Here is a 17,219-nt window from a genome sequence, read left to right as displayed (position 1 = left end):
AATCTGGTTATTGACTAAAAGATACAGATACGATACAACTTATAACATATATTATAAATACACCATTAAAGGTAAAGTCATGCTCAGCTCCCAAACTATCGATATTGTCAAAGCGACTGCCCCGGTCATTGCCCAGACTGGACCAGCCTTAACGGCACATTTCTACGATCGCATGTTCAGCCACAACCCTGAACTCAAAGATATTTTCAACATGAGCAACCAGCGCAACGGCGATCAACGCGAAGCGCTATTCAATGCAATCTGTGCCTACGCCAACAATATTGAAAACCTACCGGCCCTGCTGCCTGCCGTTGAGAAAATTGCCCATAAACACACCAGCTTTATGATTACCGCCGAGCAGTATGCGATTGTTGGTAGCCACCTGCTAGGTACCATTGACGATCTACTATCCCCAGGCCAAGAGGTGTTGGATGCATGGGCAGAGGCCTACGGCCTACTTGCAGATATCTTTATTAAGCGTGAAGAAGAGATCTACCAGGAAAACGAAGGCAAGTCGGGGGGTTGGCGTGGCACCCGAGAGTTCATCTTGACTGAGAAAACCCAAGAGAGCGCAGTGATCACTAGCTTCACCTTCAAACCTGCCGACGGCGGTGAAGTTGCCGGCTACCAGCCAGGCCAATATCTTGGGATCTATCTCCAGCCTGAAGGCTTCGAGTTCCAAGAAATCCGCCAATACAGCCTGTCTTCTGCGCCACAGGCCGATCAATACCGTATTTCGGTCAAACGAGAAGAAGGCGGCAAGGTGTCAAGCTACCTACATGACACCCTGAAAGTGGGAGATAAAGTCCAGCTTGCCCCACCAGCCGGTGACTTCTTCCTTGATGTCGAAGCAACCACTCCGGTAGCCTTGATTTCTGCCGGTGTCGGGCTGACGCCGACCCTGTCGATGCTTGAAACCTTAACAGGTCACCAGGCTAATGTGCACTGGTTGCACGCTGCCGAGAACGGTGGCCACCATGCCTTCAAACATACCATCGCACGCATGGTTGCCGAGCATGATCACTTTACTAGCAATACTTGGTACCGTGAGCCACTGGCCTCAGACAGCCAAGCAGAGGACTTCCAGTTTGACGGTATGATGGACCTTGGCAAAGTCAAAGACTTGGTCGTAACACCGGGTATGCACTATTACTTCTGCGGTCCGGTTGGCTTCATGCAGCATGTTGCCAAGCAACTGCTGGAAATGGGCGTTGCCGAGGAGCAACTTCACTACGAATGCTTCGGCCCGCACAAAGTTATCTAATTGCAAAAAGAGAGGCCCCGGCCTCTCTTTTTTTATCTCCCCCAGGGCTTCGCCCCTAGCCAATCTATTTCCTACCAGAAACTGTCCCGTCGTTTTGCCCTGGCAATCACATTGGCTGGCATACGGTTTTCCAGCCCACGGCGCAAGCTCGCTATCTTGTTATGTTTGCTTTGACTTGCCGTCACCGTGTTATACAACCAGCGATAGGCGTCTTCAAAATCGAGCGGGCTACCGTAATTACTCAGCAGTAACTCGGCAAGTTGGATACGGGCATCAACATTGCCCATCGCAGCCGCTTCACGCAGGTAGGGGATCGCCCGCTCCCGATCTTGCTGGACCAAGGTGCCACGGGCGTAATACCGCCCGAGCTGCTCCAACGCGGCTGGAGAGCCCTGCTGAGCCGCAGACTGCATATAATGAACACCAAGCTCGACATCACGCTCAACACACACACCCCAGGCAAGCATATCGCCATAGAGAAACTGGTAGGAGGGAGACTCGACCCGAATCGCCCTGGCCTCGATATCCTGGACCAGTTGGCAATCGTCAGCCTGCACCTGCTGCAAGTGATTGTTGGAAACGAACATCCGGTTAAGCTCGTTTTCGCTGTACACAGGCACAGCATCACCCACTTCTTCCAATGCGGAAGCAGGCATCGCGCTGCACAAGGCAATAGCAAAGATTAACGGGCGTAAGCTCATGGACAGATCTCTTTCCAAACGTGCTAACGTTATCGGCGGCAGAGCAGAAGACTTTAGAGAAAAAACACCTAAAACGGCAATTTACCGACGCTTTATGACATAGTCTAAAGAGGATTTTGACGCAATCGTGTTAGGTCAATTTTGGAACTAACCCCCACATCAGCAGCATCTCTAAAGGGTTATGTTCCTGCAGGTAATCAATAAGATAGCCATAAAAAAAGCCAGCCCGATGGGCTGGCTTTCGTATCTATCAATACCGCTACAGTACTAACGCACTGCAATCAGCAATTACTCACCGTATGGGTGAACCTTGATGATTGTCTCGTTACGGTCAGGACCGGTAGAGATGATGTCAACTGGAACACCAGTTAGCTCTTCGATACGAGCGATGTAGTCTAGCGCTGTCTGTGGCAGTGCATCCAGAGACTTAGCACCGAATGTTGTTTCAGACCAACCAGGTACTGTTTCGTAGATTGGCTCGATGTTCTCGTAAGCGTCAGCCGCCATTGGAGAAACTTCTAGGATTTCGCCATCTTTCGTCTTGTAGCCAGTACAGATCTTGATCTCTTCCAGGCCATCTAGTACGTCTAGCTTGGTTAGGCAGAAGCCAGTGATTGAGTTGATCTGGATAGCACGACGCATAGCAACTGCATCAAACCAACCGGTACGGCGTAGACGACCCGTCGTTGCGCCAAACTCGTTACCTACTTCACCTAGGTGCTTACCAACAGGGTCTTGTTTGTCTTGACCGTCATAAAGCTCAGTCGGGAAAGGACCTGCGCCAACACGGGTGCAGTAAGCTTTCGCAATACCTAGGATGTAACCAAGGTGACGAGGACCGAAGCCAGAACCTGCAGCAACACCACCAGCAGTTGTGTTTGAAGAGGTTACGTACGGGTAAGTACCGTGGTCGATATCAAGCAGTGTACCCTGCGCACCTTCGAACATGATCTTGTCGCCACGTAGACGTGCATCATCAAGTTCTTTAGTTACGTCGATAACCATTGCAGTCAGGATATCAGCCTGAGCCATGATGTTTTCTAGAACTTCTTCGTAGCTTACCGGCTCAGCATTGTAGTAATGCTCAAGCTGGAAGTTGTGGTAAGCCATTACTTCTTTAAGCTTCTCGGCAAATGCTTCTTTGTCGAATAGGTCGCCAACACGTAGGCCACGACGAGCAACTTTATCTTCGTAAGCTGGACCAATACCACGGCCAGTTGTACCGATCGCTTTCTTACCACGTGCGATTTCACGCGCCTGGTCAAGAGCGATGTGGTATGGAAGGATTAGCGGACAAGCTTCTGACAGGAACAGACGTTCACGAACAGGGATACCACGTTCTTCTAGTGGGCCCATTTCTTTCATCAGTGCGTCTGGAGAAAGTACAACACCGTTACCGATGATACATTTAACGTTGTCACGTAGGATACCTGATGGGATCAGGTGAAGGACAGTTTTTTCACCGTCAATGACTAGGGTGTGACCAGCGTTGTGACCACCTTGGTAGCGCACTACGTATTTTGCATCTTCGGTCAATAGATCTACGATCTTACCTTTACCTTCGTCACCCCATTGGGTGCCAAGAACGACTACATTATTTGCCATCTTTCTTCGTCTATCAGTAGTTAAAAAGGGATTCTAGCACCTTCAACGTTGGCTTGCAGTCATTTTTTGACCATAAGCCACAAAACCGCAAGAAGGCTGTCACGCAAACGTGCTAGCGGAATTTACATACTAGTGTACATCATATAGGCGATAACACTGCCGGCGACCACTAGGCAGCCACCTATTCGGCGCAGGGAATTGTCATCCTGCTGACTCAATTGGCTCACCATTTCTCGCCAACCCCTCGGGGCCAGTAAAGGGCCAAGTCCTTCAAACACAAGCACTAGCCCCAATGCCATCCAGATTGCCTTACTCATTGTCATCTCCTCGCGTTGGTGGCCGGATTATACCCAATAAAAAAGGCAAGACCGAAGTCTTGCCTTTTAATCACAACCTTAATGGTACTTAGTTAGCGACCGCGTTGGACTCTTTCATGTATTTGAAGAATTCCGTATTCGGGTCAACCACCAAGATGTCGTTCTTCGAGTTGAAGCTATTCTCGTACGCCTTCAAAGAACGTAGGAAGTTATAGAACTCCGGATTCTTGTTGAACGCACCTGCGTAGATTTGAGCGGTTTCTGCATCTGCAGCACCACGCACAACACGCGCCTGGCGGTCAGCATCCGCGATGATCTTCGCGACTTCTAGCTCAGACTGAGCACGGATAACTTCCGCTTTCTCACGACCTTGAGAACGGTGCTTACGGGCAACCGACTCACGCTCAGCGCGCATACGGCGGTAGATAGATTCACTGATCTCATCTGGCAGGTTGATTTTCTTCATTCGGAAGTCCACCACCTCAACACCCAAGTCTTTAAACGCGCTGACTTTGATGTCGGCCAATACATTGGCCATGATTTGATCACGCTGGCCTTCAACCTCTTTACGAGGAGCGACTTCAGCCACGATTTCAGACGCTGGTGCGTCATCTTCTTCAGCCACAGCATTATTGTCTACCTGCCCACCACGATCCGGGCCAGAAACAATTTGCTTGATTTCACGAGAACCGATCTCCGCACGTAGGCTGTCGACCACCTTACGTTTCAATAGCGCTTCTGCCGTTGAGACATCACCACCACCGGTAGTTAGGTAGTACTGGCCGAAGTCTTCAATACGCCACTTCACGTAGGTATCGATGATCACGTCTTTTTTCTCAGACGTTACGAAACGGTCAGCCTGGTCATCCATGGTCTGGATACGGGCATCAAGAGTACGGACACGGTCAAACACCGGCACTTTGAAGTGCAGGCCCGGCTCGTAGATCTTTGCTACATCCGAATCAGGCGCCTTAAGGATACGGCCGAAACGAACCACAATACCGCGCTCGCCTTCTTGGACCACGAACATTGACATTAGCAATGTCGCGATAAAGACAACAATCACAGGGATCATTAACTTACGCATAATTAAAATCTCCCCTGACGGCCAGTATCGGTACTACGTGGAGCAGTTGATACTGGGGCGGTCTCGACTTTTTCAAGTTCGATACCGTAATCGCTAGACGAGCCACTCTTTGGCTGGCTGCTCTGCTGGGCAGGGTTAACCAGTTTGTCCAATGGCAGGTAAAGCAGGTTGCCGCTTGACTGCGAGTCGACCATCACTTTGCTGGTGTTCGAGTAAACGCGTTCCATTGTCTCAAGGTACAGACGGTTACGCGTAACTTCAGTGGCAGCTAGGTATTCAGGCAACAGCTTTTCAAACTGTGCCACTTCACCGAGTGCACCGTTAATCACTCGCTCAGAGTAACCTTCCGCTTCTTTCTTCAAACGCTCAGCACGACCAGTTGCCTTCGGCAAGATGTCATTACTGTAAGCTTCTGCTTCACGAACGAAACGCTCCTCATCCTCTCGCGCAGCGATGGCATCATCGAAGGCGTCTTTCACCGCTTCTGGCGGACGGGCAGACTGGAAGTTGACGTCAACTACCAACAGACCCATGTCGTAACGCTGGATGATGCTATCGATAGCTTCTTGCGTATTGGCACGGATCACCTGACGACCAGTAGTCAAGGCTTCATCCATGGTCGAGTCACCGATCACCGCACGAAGTGCAGAGTCAGTAGCCTGACGCAAGCTGTCATCCGCGTTGGTGACGCTGAACAGGTATTTCTGTGGCTCAGCCACGCGGTACTGAACGTCCATTTCGACTTTCAGTACGTTTTCGTCTTTGGTCAGCATCAGGCCTGAGCTGCGCAAAGAACGAATTGCCTGTACGTTGACTGGCTCGACTTCATCGATAAAGGTAGGTTTCCAGTTCAAACCCGGATCTACCATTTCGTAGAATTTACCGAAGCGCAGAACAACCCCGCGCTCCGCTTCGCCGATGGTATAGAAACCAGAAAAGCCCCATACCGCTGCAGCCAGCACTGCGATTACCCCAAGACCTGCAGCGCTGCCGCCAGTCGAAGGTCCCTTTTTATTCCCCAAAATGCCACCGAATTTACGACTCAGTTTTGAGAAAACCTCATCGAGATCCGGCGGACCTTGATCACGACCACCGCGATTATTGTTCCCCCAAGGGTCTTTATCACGGCCGCCGTTGTTACCAGGCTCATTCCACGCCATTATAGAACTCCATCAATATGATATGACGACAGTTTTTTTATTACTCTAGCAGTCCATTAAGCAACGATAAAGTCATCTAACGAAGTACTTTCTCTTTTTTGTAACCTAGACCACTCTGCCAGTGGCAAACGAATGTCGATTTTCAGGCTGCCATCGTCGTCGTATTCCTCACTGACAATACAGCCCAATTGGTAAAATTTACTGCGGTAACGACCAATAAATTGCGGTGGTAATCGCAGGGTATGTTTCACCATGGTGCCCGACAAGCGCTCGGTCAGGGCGTCGAACAACAGGTCAATGCCCTGCCCTTCCATCGCCGAAACCCACACTCTCTGGGGTACACCGGTATCATCACGTTCAATACGCGGCGAAGCCCCTTCCAGATTATCGATCTTATTCATCACCACCAAGGTTGGTACCTCGTTGGCGTCGATTTCTTCGAGTACCGCATCAACCGCTTCGATATTTTCACGGAAACGATCATCGCTGGCATCGACGACATGCAACAGCAAACTGGCGTCCTGGGTTTCTTTCAGGGTTGCTTTGAAGGCTGCAACTAAGTCGTGAGGCAGGTGACGAATAAAACCTACCGTGTCGGCCAAGATTGAAGTACCGACATCGGCCACGTCAATCTTACGCAGGGTTGGATCTAGGGTGGCAAACAGCTGGTCAGCGGCATAAACGCCGGCATCGGTGACCCGGTTAAACAACGTCGACTTACCGGCGTTGGTATAACCAACCAGTGAAATCGTTGGGATTTCAGCACGGTTACGTGCCCGGCGTCCCTGATCGCGCTGCTTGGCTACTTTCTCAAGACGGCGCAATATCGTCTTGATTCGGTCGCGAAGCAAACGGCGGTCCGTTTCCAACTGGGTTTCACCCGGTCCACGCAAGCCGATCCCGCCTTTCTGTCGTTCAAGGTGGGTCCAACCGCGGATCAAGCGGGTTGAGATGTGACGTAGCTGCGCCAGTTCTACCTGTAGCTTACCCTCATGGGTACGCGCGCGCTGTGCAAAGATATCGAGGATCAGACCGGTGCGGTCCAGTACCCTACATTTGCAAATTTGCTCCAGGTTACGCTCTTGCGCTGGAGAAAGTGAATGGTTGAATATGACGATTTCGGCGTCTTCAGCCCGAACCGCTTCGGCAATTTCCTGTGCTTTACCTTCACCCACATAGAACTTAGGGTGGGGAGTTTTACGACTACCAGTTACTACCCGTAGCGTATTAACTCCCGCTGAGGAGACCAGCATTTCAAATTCGCTTAGGTCTTCCCACTCCCCTTCTTGAGTGAAGTTGATATGAACAAGAATTGCCTGCTCACCGGTTTCATAACGGTCAAACAAGCAATCAACTCCTTAATGAAGAATATTATTCTTCGGTTTTTTCTTGTGAACGGTCTGCCGAAGCTGGGCGGTCACCTGTGTGGTGGTGATTAACTGGACGTGCAGGCACGACAGTAGAAATCGCGTGCTTGTATACCATCTGGTTAACAGTGTTCTTCAGTAGGATCACAAACTGATCAAAAGACTCAATCTGGCCCTGTAGCTTGATACCGTTAACCAGGTAGATTGAAACTGGGATTCTTTCACGACGCAAAGCGTTCAAAAATGGGTCTTGCAAAGATTGCCCCTTAGCCATTATTTCTTTTCCTTATTTGTTTGTAGTTGTAGTTAGCAACGAACAAAATTAAAAATACGCAAAACAGTAATCAGTATACACGCTAATCAAACATCACATCTAACTGAGTTTGTGACGGTTTGTAACGCAGATTCTGGGTCACTGCTATCCAACCACGTCAGGTCTTTCCAGCTTCTCAGCCAGGTGATCTGACGCTTCGCCAATTGACGGGTGGCACAAATGCCGCGGAATACCGCTTCATCCAAAGAGCACTGCCCGTCCAAATATTCCCACATCTGACGGTAGCCTACACAACGTATTGAAGGCAGATCTGGGTGCAGATCACCTCGCTCATACAAAGCACGAACTTCCTGTTCAAAACCTGCTTCGATCATCTTTTCAAAACGTTGCTCGATCCGCCGATGTAGCACAGCCCTATCCGTGGGAGTTATTGCAAACTGGTGAACCCTGTAAGGCAAGGCATCACCTTGAGTTTTCGTAAGCTCAGTTAAAGTTTTACCCGAAATACGAAAAACTTCCAATGCGCGTGAAAGGCGCTGAGGATCATTGGGGTGGATCCGCGCCCCGGAAACCGGGTCAATCCGTACCAACTCCTCATGCATCGCCTGCCAGCCTTTGTCCGCCGCTTCCTGCTCTATCTGAGCTCGGATCGCCGGGTCAGCCGCTGGCAACGGTGATAAACCTTCCAATAATGCTTTGTAGTACAACATAGTACCACCAACCAATAAAGGAATGCGCCCTTGTGCAACTATATCAGCCATTTCTTTCAGTGCATCAGCGCGAAAGTCCGCAGCTGAATAACTTTGCGCTGGATCACGAATATCGATCAATCGATGGGGTGCCTGCGCCAGTTCATCGGCATCCGGTTTGGCGGTGCCAATGTCCATATCTTTATAGATAAGGGCTGAATCAACGCTTATCAACTCTACAGGTAGTTGTTGGCGTAATCGGATCGCCAAATCGGTCTTGCCCGATGCAGTCGGGCCCATCAGGAAAATTGCCTGAGGTAGTGGCTTAGTCATAATTAAAAGCTTCTATTGCTGCGCTCACGTCAACCGGACGCAACAAGTCTGGAAAATAGTGTTCGAGTTGTGGGCCCCACAGCTGTTCAAGCTCGGTGACCAACTGGATACCCTGCGATAAGGTGTAGGCCTCAGTGGCCACGGTCAGGTGGCCAGAAAGCCAGTCCAGTAGCTTATCCCAGCCCTGCGACTCTGGATCTTCGGCTACTGCAGCCAAGTAAGCCAGGAGCGCCGGGATCAATTGCTGCAAATTTTGCTGGCGCAGTGGCTGGCATACCGACAAGACAATAAGCTGCTGTTTGTTCTTAGCCTTGAGCTGGATACCGAGTTGCTTGAGCAGCATCGCATGTTGCTCGGCGCAGTCTACCATATTCGGCTCAACGGGGATGGAATGCGGGATCAGCAGCGGCTGGGGCTTCAACCCTTCAGTCTGAGCTAAACGCAATTGGCCTTTGGTTCGCAGGCCCTGTGCCCGGGCCAGAGAAAGGAGTGCCAAACCATCATCCCGGCTGAGCAGCAAATATTGTTTTGCGACCAGTGACAACGCCTTGCCCAAACCAACCCCATTGGCGGTATCGATAGCATCCTGCCGAGTCTCTGGCTGGGAGATAGCCGGGGCCATTTGCTGTTGAGCCGGTACCTGCGCAGCTGAAGTAGGCTGAGGGGATGGTTCCACGGTGCGCATCAACTGCTGGTAGGCCTCAACCTCTTCCGGGCTCGGCCCATCTTCCTGATAACGTGCACGGCTACCACCACGTCCCGTGCTCCCAGATCCACCTGAGGAATAATCGCTATCACGATAAATATGCTGTTCCTGGGATTGGGGGCGAGTTGGCGTAGAGCGCTCACGGTATGCCGAAGTGCCTGATGGCTCGGTTCGCTGAGGACGAGGTTCTTGGCTTTCGGTATTTCCTGCCGAGCCGCCACTGGACAGCCAATCGCGCGCGGGGGCCTTGTTTGGATAGTCTGGCGTGCGTGCAATAGCAGCTAAGGCAGCATCTGGCTCAGCAATGCCCTGTTCATGTGATGAAGAAGCACCTGATGCAGGAGATGCATAGGCGGTCTGCGGCGCATGGGCACTGGCCCTTGGCGCAGGGATATTCATAACTTGCTCGGGATCATCCGCCGCCCCTTCAATCAACGCGCTTTGCAAACCCTGGCAGATAAAATCGTGCACCAAACGAGCCTGATGGAAACGCACTTCATGCTTGGCCGGGTGAACGTTAACATCGACCTGATGCGGGTCGACATCGATAAACAGCACATAAGCGGCATACTGATCAGGCGCCAAGCTGCTCTCGTAGGCCTGGCGGATAGCATGGTTGATCAGCTTATCCTTCATCATCCTGCCGTTGACGTAGCAGTACTGGATGTCATTCTGCGCCCGGGCACCTTGCGGGCTGCAAATCCAACCGCCCAGCTTGAGATCGCCATGGGACAACTCAACCGCCAGCGCATGATCCAAGAACGCCTGCCCGCATACTGCGGCCAAGCGGCGTTCTTTCTGAATTTGGGTATTAGCCGCACGGTACTGACGCACCACCTTGCCGTTGTGGCGTAGGTTGATGGTGACATCCATCCGGCTCAGCGCAATACGCTTCAACAGCTCATCGATATGGCCGAATTCGGTTTTTTCGGTACGGAGGAACTTGCGCCGGGCCGGGGTGTTGAAAAACAGATCCAGCACTTCCAGCGTAGTACCGACCGGGTGGGCTGCAGGTTTGAGCTGTACCTCCATGTCCCGCCCTTCGGCGTAGGCAGCCCAAGCTTCTTCCTGGTCAGCGGTACGAGAGGTAAGAGTCAGGCGCGAGACCGAGCTGATACTGGCCAGCGCCTCACCACGAAAGCCAAGGCTGGCAATGGCTTCGAGATCGTCAAGGGTCGCAATCTTCGAGGTTGCGTGGCGGCTCAAAGCCAAGCCGAGCTCGTCTTTCGGTATCCCCTTACCGTTATCACGGATACGGATAGTCCGGCTGCCGCCCTTGTCGATATCAATATCGATTCGAGTTGCCCCAGCATCAAGACTGTTTTCAACCAGCTCCTTGACTACCGATGCGGGTCGCTCGACAACCTCGCCAGCCGCAATTTGGTTCGCCAACCGAGCTGGCAAGATCTGAATAGGCATAATCAACTACTCGGGATAGTAAGTTTTTGTCCAACCGCCAGTTTATCGGTGCGTAACTGGTTTGCCTCACGCAGGCGACTCACGGTCACACCATAGCGGGCAGCAATTTTACCGAGAAACTCACCACGCTGCACGGTATGGATCACCGAGGCCGGCGCCTTCACCGTAATTTTCAGCTTTTGCCCCACGGCCAACTCATCAGAACGCAACTTGTTGGCACTGCGTATGCTGGCCACGGTAACACCATATTGGCCCGCAATCTTGCCAAGGAACTCACCCCGCTTAACAGTGTGGGTCACCGTTTTGGTGGTGGTCGTCGAGGCAACGGCTGGGGCCGGTCTCGTTACCGGCGCCGCCACTGATACTTTCAGTTTTTGGCCAATCGCCAGTTCATCGGAGCGTAAGTTGTTGTCACGCCGAATGCTGGCAACAGTCACCCCATACTGGTTAGCGATCTTGCCAAGGAAATCACCACGCTTAACAGTGTGGGTCACCGTTTTGGTGGTGGTCGCCACAGCTGCAGCGGCCGGAGCCGTAACGGGTGCTTGACCTGGGATCACCAGCACTTGCCCTACCTTCAAGGTATTTGACTTGAGGTTATTGGCCTGCTTGATCGCCGCGACTGACGTACCGTAGCGATTGGCAATCACGCTCAGCGACTGGCCGCTGGTCACTTTATGCTTGATACCCTGATTGCGAGAAGCAAACAAGGTCCCTTCCGGCGGCTTCTCGTTGAAGTACGACAGTACCCCGCGGAACACCGCATCCGCCAATTTATTCTGGTGTGACTTCGAGTTTAGCAGCCGCTCTTCGGTCGGGTTGGTAATAAAACCGGTTTCAACCAGCAACGATGGGATATCAGGTGACTTAAGCACTGCCAAGCTGGCATGTTCCGGCTTGCTCTTGTGCAAGGTGGTCACCTTACTCATTTCTTTCAGCACCCGGCTGGCCACGTCATAGCCTTCTTTCTGCGAGTGGCTAAACTGTAGGTCGAGTACCGCCATACTCAAGTACTGGTCATCATTGCCGCCGGACAGTACATCACCGCCGCCGAGCAACTCAGACTGCTTCTCATGCTGCTCAATCCAACGGCCGATCTCGCTATTAGCACGGCGGGTATTGAGTACCCAAACCGATGCCCCGCGCGGCTGTGGCTTATGGAAACCATCAGCGTGAATCGATACCAATAGATGGGCACGTTTCTGGCGGGCAATTTCTGTCCGTCGGTTGAGGTTGACGAAGTAATCCCCCTGACGGGTCATCACCGCCTTCATGCCCGGTGTCGCATTGATCCGTGCTGCCACCTTCTTGGCAATATCCAACGTCACTTTCTTTTCATACAAGCGGCTTGGGCCAATGGAGCCCGGATCTTCACCACCATGGCCGGGATCGATAGCAACAATGATGTCATCGGTACCATAAGGCAAGATTGCCTGTTGGTTGGTTACACTTGGTTTTGATGCCGGTTCAGGCTTCTTTACTGCTGCAGCTTTGCCATGTGGCAAGTCCATCACCAGACGGTGGCTATAAGTCCCATCCGGTGTCGGTGCCAGTTTGAATAGATTCGGGGTCATGCCCGATTTCATTTCCAGTACCAGGCGGTAAGTGCCTTTCTCCGGTGCTCCGCTGTTGCGGATTTTGGTCAGGATTGCACTGTCCTTCACCACCACAGGCAGCTTGGTTTTCAATGTTGTCTGCTTGAGATCCACCACCAAGCGATCGGGCTTGGTCAAGGTGAAGTAACTAAAAACAGCATCCTCGGAAAGGTCCAGCACCACGCGAGTTTCGTCCGGTGCCGGCCAAACCCGGATACCCTTCAGCTCATTTGCCATCGCCAGTGAACTAAACAGACTGGCCCCTAAAACTACAGCATGAAAAAAAGCCCGTAACGACATCCTATCAACACAACTCCAAGCGCTTAATGAGTTCACTACCGTATTGGTTATTCGCGGTCAGGGTGACTTTGCGTTGTTCACCGTGATAGCGCATGTCCAGTTCAAGATCGGCTTCTGGCAACAGACCCGCCCCTTTCTCTGGCCATTCCACCAAACAAATAGCATCTGCGGCAAAATAATCACGGATCCCCATGAACTCTAGTTCCTCAGGATCGGCAAGGCGGTACAAATCAAAATGATAGACCTGCCAAGGCGGTAGCTCATAAGGTTCGACCAATGTATACGTTGGGCTTTTCACATTGCCCTGATGGCCGAGGGAACGTATAAAACCACGACTGAATGTGGTTTTTCCTGCCCCCAAATCACCGTGCAAATAAATGGTGGTCTGACGCTGGCAGGCATGTGCCAGTTTGTAGCCTAGATCTACCGTCGCCTGCTCATCGGCAAGCAGGATTTCAATACTATGCATTATCTTCTTATCTTGGATTTACTAATTGTCTAATATGAGGAAACAAATCACCGGCAAGCATACCACGCTCTCCCTCAGCAGCGCAGCGGTCGGCTGCCGTACTATGGATCCAAACACCACATCGGGCCGCAGCCGCCAGGGACAAACCTTGGCCTAGCAAAGCCCCGATGATGCCGGATAGCACATCACCCATACCACCAGTCGCCATACCAGGGTTGCCAGCAGCACACACCCAGCACTGGTTACCATCATCGACTAGAGTCCCGGCCCCTTTAAGTACAGCGACTCCGCCATACTTTTGCTGAAGGGCCCTTACGGCACGAAAGCGATCGGCTTCCACCTCTTGTACCGAGCAAGCAAGCAACCTCGCGGCTTCTCCAGGGTGAGGAGTAATTATACGATTATTTTTATAGTCTGGTGAACGCGCCAATAAGTTCAATCCATCGGCATCGACGACTAGGCTTTTTTCCGAGTCAGCCAATTGGCGGTACAACGCTTCACTCCAATCGGATTGGCCCAGACCCGGTCCTAAAACCAGTACATCAGCCCATTTTAGGCGCTGCACCAATACCGACTTATCCGTTTGCTGCCAACCTGTTGCCATTATTTCAGGTCTCGCCGTCACAATTGACAACACATTGTCAGGTTGCGTTAATACGGCCGTCAAACCCGCCCCGGATCGTGCTGCGGCTTCTGAAGCCATCCGGATCGCGCCCCCCATACCGTGATCACCGCCGGCCAAAATGATCCTACCATGATCGCCTTTGTGGGCACTGCGGGATCTCGGGGGCAAGCAAGATGCAACATCACCGGCTTGGATCAAGCAGGCGGAAGGTGGTTCAATCTGTTCAAAGTCATCAGCGACCTGCAGGCCGGCAAACTTTACCAGCCCTACATATTCTGCCGCCTGTGCGGTCCACAATCCCTGCTTGGACCCAATAAAGGTCACGGTCGATTGCGCTTTTACCGCTTCACCCAAGACTTTTCCGGTATCGGCACAAAGCCCTGAGGGAATGTCGATCGCAATAACAGGAAGCGCGATCTGATTGATCATTGAGATCAGCTGTTTCCCTTCTGGCCGCACCTCGCCACTGAGGCCTGTTCCCAACAGGGCATCAATGACCACATCGATCGACGACGGGATCACCGCCGCCGGCGGCAATATCTGCCCACCAGTAGCCAGCCAGGCATCCCTCGCCAATGCCGCATCGCCTTGCAATTTTGCGGCATCCCCCATCTGCCAGAGCGTCACTTGGTAGCCCGCATCCCGGGCTAGACGAGCAACAACATACCCATCGCCACCATTATTCCCGCCCCCACAGCATACCAGCACCGAGCACGGGCAGGTAAAATCCTGCTTAAGCTCTTGAAAGACCGCCGTACCGGCACGTTCCATCAACTGGTACATGGCTAGCGATTGCTGGGCCGCCGCCTGACGTTCTCCAAGACGGACCTGCTCAGCCCGGTATAATTTGCCAGACCATTGTTCCGCACTCATGACATACTCCCCCTTCGCCGCTTGGCCTGCTGAGTTTTAGCCTTCCTAATACTGTCCATTTTAACGATAACCTTACTGTGCACGAATATCAGGTAAAGATCTTCATGATGATCCTCTCAACATTTGCTGTGGTTGTGGTAAACTTCCGCCCCCAATTAAGCCCGGTACAGCCAGTATGACTATCGACTATCGCGATCTGACCAAAAAAATCAAGCAATGGGGCCTAGAACTCGGCTTCCAGCAGGTTGGGATCAGCGATGTCGATCTTAGCGAGCATGAAGCCCAACTTCAGCGCTGGCTTGAGGCTGGCTACCATGGTGACATGGACTGGATGGCCCGCCATGGCATGATGCGCGCAAGACCGGCTGAATTGCACCCAGGCACGGTCCGTGTGATCAGTGCAAGGATGGACTACTTACCTCCCGAAGCAGGCTTTGCCTATAGCCTCAGCCATCCAGAAACGGCCTATGTCAGCCGATATGCCCTTGGCCGCGACTACCACAAGCTGATTAGAAACCGGCTAAAGCGTCTCGGCCAGCTGATTGAGCAGGAAGTCGGTCCCTTCGGCTACCGCCCATTTGTCGACTCCGCCCCTATTCTGGAGCGTCCACTGGCTGAAAAGGCCGGGCTGGGATGGACAGGCAAGCACTCCTTGTTACTTAACCAGCAGGCAGGCTCGTGGTTCTTTCTTGGCGAGCTGCTTATTGACCTACCTCTACCTATCGACAAGCCTGAAGAAAATCAGTGCGGCAAGTGTATTGCCTGCATGACAAGCTGCCCCACCAAAGCCATTGTCGAGGAAGGTGTAGTTGATGCCAGAAGGTGTATTTCTTATCTGACCATTGAGTTTGATGGTGTGATACCTGAAGAATTCCGAGAAGCCATCGGTAACCGGGTGTATGGCTGTGATGATTGCCAACTCGTTTGCCCGTTTAACCGCTCTTCAGAAGTGACAAAAGAAGCGGATTATCACTGCCGTGACAGCTTAAAGTTGCAGCCTTTGACTACACTCTATGCTTGGACAGAAGCAACCTTCCTTAAAAATACCGAAGGCTCTGCCATTCGCCGTATCGGCCACATCCAATGGTTACGAAATTTGACGATTGCGATGGGAAATGCCCCTTACAGCCCAGACATTATCGAGGCATTGGAGTCCAGAGAGGGTGAAAGTGCTTTGTTGGATGAACATATCTGCTGGGCGAAGGATAAACAGCACGAGAAGCGCCAACAAGATGCTGTCAGCGTACTACCTGCTAGCACCAAACGGCTGGTGCGAATCGTGGAAAAAGGCCTACCACGCGATGCCTAGCTGGAAAAATAGCCCGGCTAGCATATTGCAACGTTATCCACACATAGTGAGAGCTTGATCAGGCTTCTGCACTAATGTGGAAAACATTTTCATTTTTGTCTCTTTATCTGCTATTCCCAATATTAAACACAGCCCAAATCCAGCTATTCAAAAAAAGTTATCCAAACATCCACAGAGTGGATCAAGTTGTATATAAGTCTTGAATAACTCAAACCAAGACCATAAAAAACAACACCTTACACTGTGGGTATTTTTTTATCGATTATTGTTTTATTGAAGAATAAAAAGATAAATACAGACTTGTTCACACGGTATCGGCACACGTAATCAACCGACTTACCCACAAGATATATTTGTGGATAACTCTGTGCACGATCTCAGTATTTTCTATCCGCCACAGGCTCAAACCCACGAACGACAAGGCATTCAGGCATAAGCTGGTCGGGATAAATTAAGATAGATACGATTCACAGCTCCCTGCTGGCAATTTACATTACCCGTATCAAACCATTCAAAGAGCTTGTGTCGCCTTTTGACACTAAACAGAGCATCTGGATATTGCAGGATAAAAATAAACAGCCATAAGGCTGCAGGGGCAATATCTACGATGATGTTTTCGAAGCTGATCGCTTCATAATGGTTCCCAATAACACTTCGGTTATGGAACATTGGGACAACACACAAGATTATCGAGAATCGATTAACCCAGGAATGTTGCAGTTGAACTAATACTTCACAGTAGTAGCTTTGCCGTTCCCCTGCCTATAGCAGCGGCAGCAATGAAATTGGAGCGACACACGAGGTTCGAACTCGTGACCTCAACCTTGGCAAGGTTGCGCTCTACCAACTGAGCTAGTGTCGCATATTCTCTAAAGAGAATTGGTTGCGGGGGCCGGATTTGAACCGACGACCTTCGGGTTATGAGCCCGACGAGCTACCAAGCTGCTCCACCCCGCGTCCGTATTGTGTCACCGTTAAAGTACCGTGAGAACTGTAAACTGGAGCGACACACGAGGTTCGAACTCGTGACCTCAACCTTGGCAAGGTTGCGCTCTACCAACTGAGCTAGTGTCGCATATTCTCTAAAGAGAATTGGTTGCGGGGGCCGGATTTGAACCGACGACCT

General features: G+C 51.5%; 14 protein-coding genes and 3 tRNA genes. 2 read left to right on the top strand and 15 right to left on the bottom strand.

Translation table 11 applies throughout. The features are described 5' to 3' along the window. Positions 1-79 precede the first annotated feature (79 nt). Complete coding sequence (gene hmpA / locus C9J01_RS25685) at positions 80-1,264, top strand: NO-inducible flavohemoprotein (protein ID WP_107300940.1); 1,185 nt, start codon at positions 80-82, stop codon at positions 1,262-1,264. Between the two features lie 71 nt (positions 1,265-1,335). On the opposite strand, the gene motX is transcribed toward hmpA, so the two are convergent. The 12 genes from motX to C9J01_RS25625 all read right to left on the bottom strand — a co-directional run bounded on the left by motX (position 1,336) and on the right by C9J01_RS25625 (position 14,784). Beyond that, on the bottom strand, positions 1,336-1,965 hold the full coding sequence (gene motX / locus C9J01_RS25680) for a flagellar protein MotX (protein ID WP_107300939.1): 630 nt from the start codon (positions 1,963-1,965) through the stop codon (positions 1,336-1,338). A 288-nt stretch (positions 1,966-2,253) separates the two neighbouring features. Beyond that, positions 2,254-3,570, bottom strand: coding sequence for an adenylosuccinate synthase (locus C9J01_RS25675; protein ID WP_107300938.1), 1,317 nt, complete (start codon positions 3,568-3,570; stop codon positions 2,254-2,256). 122 nt (positions 3,571-3,692) lie between these two features. Beyond that, positions 3,693-3,887 (bottom strand): DUF2065 domain-containing protein, encoded by a 195-nt coding sequence (locus C9J01_RS25670; RefSeq protein WP_107300937.1) that lies wholly within the window; start codon positions 3,885-3,887, stop codon positions 3,693-3,695. 88 nt (positions 3,888-3,975) lie between these two features. Next, positions 3,976-4,974, bottom strand: coding sequence for a protease modulator HflC (hflC, locus tag C9J01_RS25665; protein WP_107300936.1), 999 nt, complete (start codon positions 4,972-4,974; stop codon positions 3,976-3,978). A 2-nt stretch (positions 4,975-4,976) separates the two neighbouring features. After that, the gene (gene hflK, locus C9J01_RS25660; RefSeq protein ID WP_107300935.1) at positions 4,977-6,134 is read right to left on the bottom strand and encodes an FtsH protease activity modulator HflK; all 1,158 of its coding nucleotides are present in this window, start codon (positions 6,132-6,134) and stop codon (positions 4,977-4,979) included. A 56-nt stretch (positions 6,135-6,190) separates the two neighbouring features. Continuing rightward, positions 6,191-7,480 carry a ribosome rescue GTPase HflX gene (gene hflX, locus C9J01_RS25655; RefSeq protein ID WP_107300934.1) on the bottom strand — a complete coding sequence of 430 codons (1,290 nt, stop codon included), beginning with the start codon at positions 7,478-7,480 and terminating at the stop codon, positions 6,191-6,193. Positions 7,481-7,505: 25 nt separating this feature from the next. Next, entirely contained in the window at positions 7,506-7,775 is a 270-nt protein-coding gene (hfq, locus tag C9J01_RS25650) for an RNA chaperone Hfq (protein ID WP_107300933.1), read from the bottom strand. 86 nt (positions 7,776-7,861) lie between these two features. Beyond that, the gene (gene miaA, locus C9J01_RS25645) at positions 7,862-8,797 is read right to left on the bottom strand and encodes a tRNA (adenosine(37)-N6)-dimethylallyltransferase MiaA (protein WP_107300932.1); all 936 of its coding nucleotides are present in this window, start codon (positions 8,795-8,797) and stop codon (positions 7,862-7,864) included. Further along, positions 8,790-10,922, bottom strand: a complete 2,133-nt coding sequence (gene mutL / locus C9J01_RS25640; protein ID WP_107300931.1) for a DNA mismatch repair endonuclease MutL — start codon at positions 10,920-10,922, stop codon at positions 8,790-8,792. The genes miaA and mutL overlap by 8 nt, the downstream gene beginning before the upstream one ends. A 2-nt stretch (positions 10,923-10,924) precedes the next feature. Beyond that, positions 10,925-12,817, bottom strand: coding sequence for a LysM peptidoglycan-binding domain-containing protein (locus tag C9J01_RS25635; RefSeq protein ID WP_158264599.1), 1,893 nt, complete (start codon positions 12,815-12,817; stop codon positions 10,925-10,927). Between the two features lie 4 nt (positions 12,818-12,821). Further along, positions 12,822-13,286 (bottom strand): tRNA (adenosine(37)-N6)-threonylcarbamoyltransferase complex ATPase subunit type 1 TsaE, encoded by a 465-nt coding sequence (gene tsaE / locus C9J01_RS25630; protein ID WP_107300930.1) that lies wholly within the window; start codon positions 13,284-13,286, stop codon positions 12,822-12,824. Between the two features lie 7 nt (positions 13,287-13,293). Next, the gene (locus C9J01_RS25625; RefSeq protein ID WP_107300929.1) at positions 13,294-14,784 is read right to left on the bottom strand and encodes an NAD(P)H-hydrate dehydratase; all 1,491 of its coding nucleotides are present in this window, start codon (positions 14,782-14,784) and stop codon (positions 13,294-13,296) included. Positions 14,785-14,965: 181 nt separating this feature from the next. Here C9J01_RS25625 and queG point away from each other — a divergent pair, with 181 nt between their 5' ends. Continuing rightward, a complete protein-coding gene (gene queG / locus C9J01_RS25620; protein ID WP_170114935.1) occupies positions 14,966-16,093 on the top strand; it encodes a tRNA epoxyqueuosine(34) reductase QueG in 1,128 nt (375 codons plus the stop codon). 786 nt (positions 16,094-16,879) lie between these two features. Here queG and C9J01_RS25610 read toward each other — a convergent pair. The 3 genes from C9J01_RS25610 to C9J01_RS25600 all read right to left on the bottom strand — a co-directional run bounded on the left by C9J01_RS25610 (position 16,880) and on the right by C9J01_RS25600 (position 17,168). Then, positions 16,880-16,955 (bottom strand) — tRNA-Gly (locus C9J01_RS25610). 18 nt (positions 16,956-16,973) lie between these two features. After that, positions 16,974-17,050 (bottom strand) — tRNA-Met (locus C9J01_RS25605). A 42-nt stretch (positions 17,051-17,092) separates the two neighbouring features. Beyond that, a tRNA-Gly gene (locus tag C9J01_RS25600) sits at positions 17,093-17,168 on the bottom strand. Between the last annotated feature and the right edge of the window lie 51 nt (positions 17,169-17,219).

Source organism: Photobacterium rosenbergii, from assembly GCF_003026455.1.
GTDB lineage: Bacteria > Pseudomonadota > Gammaproteobacteria > Enterobacterales > Vibrionaceae > Photobacterium > Photobacterium rosenbergii.
This window is presented reverse-complemented; position numbering and strand designations above follow the sequence as displayed.